This is a genomic window from Streptomyces sp. NPDC005722, from assembly GCF_040630935.1.
Taxonomy (GTDB): domain Bacteria; phylum Actinomycetota; class Actinomycetes; order Streptomycetales; family Streptomycetaceae; genus Actinacidiphila.
In genome coordinates, this window is the sequence record NZ_JBEXYN010000022.1 from 145,344 (window position 1) to 151,557 (window position 6,214).

The following is a 6,214-nucleotide window of genomic DNA, read 5'->3' on the forward strand; positions in this document are numbered from 1 at the left end:
CCAACGTCCGGGGGCCACCCCGATGATTCCCGGTTCGGACGGATTTCAGCCCTGCTCAGCCGCCCGACAGGATCCGCACCAGCTCCTCCGCGGTGCGGCAGCGGTCCAGCAGCTCCTTGACGTGGTTGCGGGTGCCCCGCAGCGGCTCCAGCGTCGGGACGCGCTGCAGGGAGTCCCGGCCGGGGAGGTCGAAGATCACGGAGTCCCAGGAGGCCGCCGCGACGTCGTCGGCGTACTGCTCCAGGCAGCGGCCGCGGAAGTAGGCGCGGGTGTCCTCCGGGGGCTTGCTCATGGCCCGTACGACCTCGTCCTCGGTCACCAGCCGCTGGATGCGGCCGCGGGCCTCCAGGCGGTTGTAGAGGCCCTTCTCGGAGCGTACGTCCGCGTACTGGAGGTCGACGAGGTGCAGCCGGGCGGCGTCCCAGTCGAGGGAGTCGCGGCGCCGGTAGCCCTCGAGGAGTTCGCGCTTGGCGATCCAGTCGAGTTCGCCGGCGAGGCTCATGGGGTCGCCCTCGAGCCGGTTGAGCACGTCCTCCCAGCGTCCGAGGACGTCCTTGGTCTGGTCGTCGGCGTCGGTGCCGAAGCGGTCCTCGACGTACTTGCGGGCCAGCTCGCAGTACTCCATCTGGAGCTGGACGGCGGTCAGGGTGCGCCCGCTGCGCAGCGTGATGAGGCGTCGCAGGGTGGGGTCGTGGCTGACCTGGTGGAGGGTGCGTACGGGCTGGTCGACGGCGAGGTCGACGTTGATGAAGCCGTCCTCGATCATCGACAGCACGAGTGCGGTGGTGCCGAGCTTGAGGTAGGTGGAGATCTCGGAGAGGTTGGCGTCGCCGATGATCACGTGCAGCCGGCGGTACTTCTCGGCGTCGGCGTGCGGCTCGTCGCGGGTGTTGATGATGGGCCGCTTGAGGGTGGTCTCGAGTCCGACCTCGACCTCGAAGTAGTCGGCGCGCTGGCTGATCTGGAAGCCGTGTTCGTGGCCGTCCTGGCCGATTCCGACGCGGCCGGCGCCGGTGACGACCTGGCGGCAGACGAAGAAGGGCGTGAGGTGGCGCACGATGTCCGAGAAGGGGGTCTCCCGCTTCATCAGGTAGTTCTCGTGGGTGCCGTAGGACGCGCCCTTGTTGTCGGTGTTGTTCTTGTAGAGGTGGATCGGCTGGGCGCCGGGGAGCTGGGCGGCGCGTTCGGCGGCCTCGGCCATGATGCGCTCGCCGGCCTTGTCCCACAGGACGGCGTCGCGGGGGTTGGTGACCTCCGGGGCGCTGTACTCGGGGTGGGCGTGGTCGACGTAGAGCCGTGCTCCGTTGGTGAGGATGACGTTGGCGAGGCCGATGTCCTCGTCGGTGAGCTGGCTGGTGTCCGCGGCCTCTCGGGCGAGGTCGAAGCCGCGGGCGTCCCGCAGTGGGTTCTCCTCCTCGAAGTCCCAGCGGGCGCGGCGCGCCCGGTGCATCGCCGCCGCGTAGGCGTTGACGACCTGGGACGAGGTGAGCATGGCATTGGCGTTCGGGTGGCCCGGGACGGAGATCCCGTACTCCGTCTCGATGCCCATTACTCGCCGTACGGTCATGCGGCCCTCCTTGCCCGGCTGCGGCCCGTGGTGGGCCGGTCGCTCAAGTACCGCTTCGCGATGGGACCTCGTGCGGTACCGCTGAGCCTAGAACGCGATGGCGGTGGTGGGGAGATCATTACGCGCTTTCCTGGGTGGTGCCGGGGTGAAATGCTCCGGCTGCGGGTGCCCCTGCGTGGGCACCCGCAGCCGGGGGGTGGTCGCTTGTTACAGGTACTGGCCCGTGTTGGCGACGGTGTCGATGGAGCGACCGGTGTCGGCGCCCTGCTTCCCGGTGACGAGGGTGCGGATGAAGACGATCCGCTCGCCCTTCTTGCCGGAGATGCGGGCCCAGTCGTCCGGGTTGGTGGTGTTGGGCAGGTCCTCGTTCTCCTTGAACTCGTCCACGCAGGCGGCGAGCAGGTGGGAGACACGCAGACCGCGCTGGTTGTGGTCGAGGAAGGCCTTGATCGCCATCTTCTTGGCCCGGTCCACGATGTTCTGGATCATGGCGCCGGAGTTGAAGTCCTTGAAGTAGAGGACTTCCTTGTCACCGTTGGCGTAGGTGACCTCCAGGAAGCGGTTCTCCTCGGACTCGGAGTACATCCGCTCGACGACCGACTGGATCATGGCGTCGACGGTGGCCTCGGCGGACTCGCCGTGCTCGGACAGGTCCTCCGAGTGCAGCGGCAGGGTCGCGACGAGGTACTTGGAGAAGATGTCCTTGGCCGCCTCGGCGTCCGGCCGCTCGATCTTGATCTTCACGTCCAGGCGGCCGGGCCGCAGGATCGCGGGGTCGATCATGTCCTCGCGGTTGGAGGCGCCGATGACGATGACGTTCTCCAGTCCCTCGACGCCGTCGATCTCGGCGAGCAGCTGCGGGACGATGGTGTTCTCCACGTCCGAGCTGACGCCGGACCCACGGGTCCGGAACAGCGACTCCATCTCGTCGAAGAAGACGATGACGGGGGTGCCCTCGCTCGCCTTCTCCCTCGCACGCTGGAAGACCAGGCGGATCTGCCGCTCGGTCTCGCCGACGTACTTGTTCAGCAGCTCGGGGCCCTTGATGTTCAGGAAGTAGCTCTTGCCCTGGGGCTGCCCGGTGACCTCGGCGACCTTCTTGGCAAGGGAGTTGGCGACCGCCTTGGCGATCAGGGTCTTGCCGCAGCCGGGGGGGCCGTAGAGGAGCACGCCCTTGGGTGGGCGGAGCTCGTACTCCTTGAACAGCTCGGCGTGCAGGTAGGGCAGTTCGACCGCGTCGCGGATCTGCTCGATCTGGTTCCGCAGGCCGCCGATCTGGCGGTAGTCGATGTCGGGGACCTCTTCGAGGACGAGTTCTTCGACCTCGCTCTTGGGGACCCGCTCGTAGACGTATCCGGAGCGCGGTTCGAGCAGCAGCGCGTCGCCGGCGCGGAGGGTGCCGTCCAGCAGCGGCTCGGCGAGCCGCACCACCCGCTCCTCGTCGGTGTGCCCGATGACCAGGGCCCGCTCGCCGTCCTCGAGGATCTCCTTGAGGGTGACGATGTCTCCGATGCGCTCGAACTCCATGGCCTCGACCACGTTGAGCGCCTCGTTGAGCATGACTTCCTGGCCGCGCCGGAGGTCGTCCAGCTCGACGGACGGGCTGACGTTCACCCGCAGCTTGCGGCCGCCGGTGAAGATGTCGGCCGTCCCGTCGTCGTTCGCCTGCAGGAACACGCCGAATCCGGCAGGGGGCTGTGCGAGGCGGTCCACCTCTTCCTTGAGGGCCACGATCTGGTCGCGGGCCTCGCGGAGGGTGTTCGCCATCCGCTCGTTCTGAGCGGACACGCCTGCCAGGTTGGTCTGCAGCTCGACGATCCGCTCCTCGAGAATCCTCGTGTGCCGCGGAGAGTCGGCGAGCTTACGTCGCAGGACGGCGATCTCCTGCTCAAGAAAGGCGACCTGGCTCATGGGGTCTTCCGATCCACGAGCGGGTCGGCCGCCACGGTTGATGTCGTCGTCGTGGGCCGCCACGGTCCTCACCTCCTCCAAGGGGAGCTGGACGCTTCCAGACCCTACCTGGGCCAGTAGGGGTTGAAACCCCTAGATCACAAAGACGTCCTGGGTGTGTCCGATCTTCACCCTTGCGCACGTCCTCCCGCCAGGGAGATACCCAGCCATCACCATCCGAAAGCGGCCGGTTGTATCGTCGGTTCGGTCAACGCCCGTCATGGGCTGTCCCTTCCCGAACGATGAACGGCAGGCGAGGTACCGGTGAGCGAGGAAGTCGTCGAGGCGCTTGAGGTCTGGATCGATCAGGACCTGTGCACCGGGGACGGCATCTGTGTGCAGTACGCGCCCGAGGTGTTCGAGCTGGACATCGACGGGCTCGCCTACGTGAAGGGCGACGACGCCGAACTCCGTCAGGCACCCGGGGCCACGGTCCCGGTTCCCCTGCCGTTGTTGACCGATGTGGTGGATTCGGCCAGGGACTGCCCTGGCGACTGCATTCATGTGCGTCGGGTTTCGGACAGTGTAGAGCTGTACGGACCCGACGCGGAGTGATCCGTCACACGCCGCCGGCGAGCGGTCCCGGGATCTCGTAGTAGGTGCCGGACCGCCATTCCCAGCTGTAGTCGCGCTGCTGGTCCGGGCAGCACCGGGGCACGTCGTCGGTGGAGTAGCCGAGGACGGTGGCCCGTACGGTGCGGCCGTCGATCCGCAGTCCCTTGAAGCTGCGCTGCTCCTCGGGGCCGACGAGGGTCTCGGCGATGCGGGGGGTGCCGCCGGCGGCCGGATCCGCCGACAGCACGTACAGGCCACTGGGCGGGGTGCCGGTCTCGGAGTGGCAGCGGACGACGGCGACGGTCTCGGGGCGGCCGTCCCCGTCGAGGTCCGCGGAGGCGCGGTCCACGACGTCCACGGGGGCGCCGGCGCATTCCAGGGGGAAGTGGGCGGCGCGGGGGTCCGGGGGTGCCACGTCGGCGGGGGCGGGCTTGCCGGCCTTGGCGTCGGCGGCGGTTCTGCCCGTGGAGGCGCCGGCGGGCTGCACGAGGGCGGCGCTGCCTATGACGGCGGCGATCACCGCGGCGGTCGTGATCCAGTGCACCGAGCGGGCTCGGGTGTGCGGGAGGGCCGGCCCTGCGGATGGCTGCACGCGCCTGTCTCCTGTGGAGTTGGTCGAGCGGGGTGGCCAGCATCGTGCCACAGGTCACAGTCAGTTGGTACGACCGGGGCCCGTGTTGCGGGAGATGTCCGCGGGGTGTGGCGAAGCGCCGCCGCCGGGGTGTCCGGCGACGGCGCTTCGGGGTCGGGTGGTTACGCGCCGGTGGCCGGCTTGCCGCCGCCCGGGCCGGTGTAGTCCTCGCCGTACGCGCCGGGCGCGGGGCGCCTGCGCCGTACGGGGGGCTCGACGCCGTCGGCGAGGCGGCGTGCGGTGAGCAGGAAGCCGGTGTGCCCGATCATGCGGTGGTCGGGGCGTACGGCCAGTCCCTCGATGTGCCAGGTGCGGACCATCGTCTCCCAGGCGGACGGCTCGTTGAAGGTGCCGTGCTCGCGGATCGCCTCGACGGTGCGGGCGAGCTGGGTGGTGGTGGCCACGTAGGCGCAGAGGATGCCGCCGGGGACGAGTGCCTTGGAGACGGCCTCGAGGCATTCCCAGGGGGCGAGCATGTCGAGGATGACCCGGTCGACCTCGGTGTCGCTGAGGTTGTCCTGGAGGTCGCCGACGGTGAGCTGCCACGCGGGGTGCGGGCCGCCGAAGTACCGTTCGACGTTCTGGGTGGCGATCTCGGCGAAGTCGGCGCGGCGCTCGTAGGAGTGCAGCATCCCCTGGTCGCCGACGGCGCGCAGCAGGAACATGCTGAGCGAGCCGGAGCCGACGCCCGCCTCCACGACGCGTGCGCCGGGGAAGATGTCGGCCATCGACAGGATCTGCCCCGCGTCCTTGGGGTAGACCACGGCGGCACCGCGGGGCATGGACAGGACGTAGTCGGGGAGCAGGGGGCGCAGCGCGAGGTAGGCGACGTTTCCCGTGGTACGGACCACACTGCCCTCGGGGGCGCCGATCAGCTCGTCGTGGGGGAAGGAACCCTTGTGGGTGTGGAAGTTCTTCCCGGCCTCGAGCGTGAACGTGTAGTGGCGTCCCTTGGGATCGGTGAGCTGGACCTGGTCCCCGACCTTGAAGGGCCCGCGTCGGCGGGCGGCACCGGTCGGTTCGGACATGCCGACAAGCCTACCGTTCATTTTTTGAGGCTCGTTCGCCTCCGGGGCGCTCCCTTTTTCTCGGGGCTCGGTTCGCCTCCGGGGCGCCCTCTGCACCTGTCGACGGTCGACCGTGCTCGGCTCCTCGTCCCTCGGAGCCTCCGCGCGCTCTCCCTTTCGACAGGCGCGCGCCCCTTCGGCTCACTCGCGGGGGTGCGTGGGCGCCGTCCAGGCCTGCCGGGTCATCGCGGACGCCCCAGCGGTCGGCGCCCGTGCACATCCGACTACTGCCTCGGCAAGTGAGCCGAAGGGGGGCGCGCGCCTGCCGGGTCATCGCGGACGCCCCAGCGGTCGGCGCCCGTGCACATCCGACTACTGCCTCGGCAAGTGAGCCGAAGGGGCGGGCGTGCCTGCCGGGTCATCGCGGACGCCCCAGCGGTCGGCGCCCGTGCACATCCGACTGCTGCCTCGGCGAGTGAGCCGAAGGGGCGGGCGTGCCTGCCG

5 protein-coding genes are annotated in these 6,214 nt (G+C 69.4%); 1 reads left to right on the top strand and 4 read right to left on the bottom strand.

The window, feature by feature from the left end; all coding sequences use genetic code 11:
- Positions 1–55: 55 nt before the first annotated feature.
- Both dop and arc read right to left on the bottom strand, forming a co-directional pair.
- Entirely contained in the window at positions 56–1,567 is a 1,512-nt protein-coding gene (gene dop / locus ABZ479_RS24595; RefSeq protein WP_500463569.1) for a depupylase/deamidase Dop, read from the bottom strand.
- Positions 1,568–1,774: 207 nt separating this feature from the next.
- Positions 1,775–3,541 carry a proteasome ATPase gene (gene arc, locus ABZ479_RS24600; protein ID WP_500463570.1) on the bottom strand — a complete coding sequence of 589 codons (1,767 nt, stop codon included), beginning with the start codon at positions 3,539–3,541 and terminating at the stop codon, positions 1,775–1,777.
- A 240-nt stretch (positions 3,542–3,781) separates the two neighbouring features.
- On the opposite strand from arc, the gene ABZ479_RS24605 reads away from it, so the two are divergent.
- Positions 3,782–4,072: a ferredoxin gene (locus ABZ479_RS24605; protein ID WP_499603566.1), complete on the top strand. Its 291-nt coding sequence runs from the start codon at positions 3,782–3,784 to the stop codon at positions 4,070–4,072.
- A gap of 4 nt (positions 4,073–4,076) precedes the next feature.
- Here the strand turns inward: ABZ479_RS24605 and ABZ479_RS24610 are convergent, their stop codons facing one another.
- Both ABZ479_RS24610 and ABZ479_RS24615 read right to left on the bottom strand, forming a co-directional pair.
- The gene (locus tag ABZ479_RS24610) at positions 4,077–4,664 is read right to left on the bottom strand and encodes a hypothetical protein (RefSeq protein WP_500463571.1); all 588 of its coding nucleotides are present in this window, start codon (positions 4,662–4,664) and stop codon (positions 4,077–4,079) included.
- Positions 4,665–4,825: 161 nt separating this feature from the next.
- Complete coding sequence (locus ABZ479_RS24615; RefSeq protein WP_499603570.1) at positions 4,826–5,731, bottom strand: tRNA (adenine-N1)-methyltransferase; 906 nt, start codon at positions 5,729–5,731, stop codon at positions 4,826–4,828.
- Between the last annotated feature and the right edge of the window lie 483 nt (positions 5,732–6,214).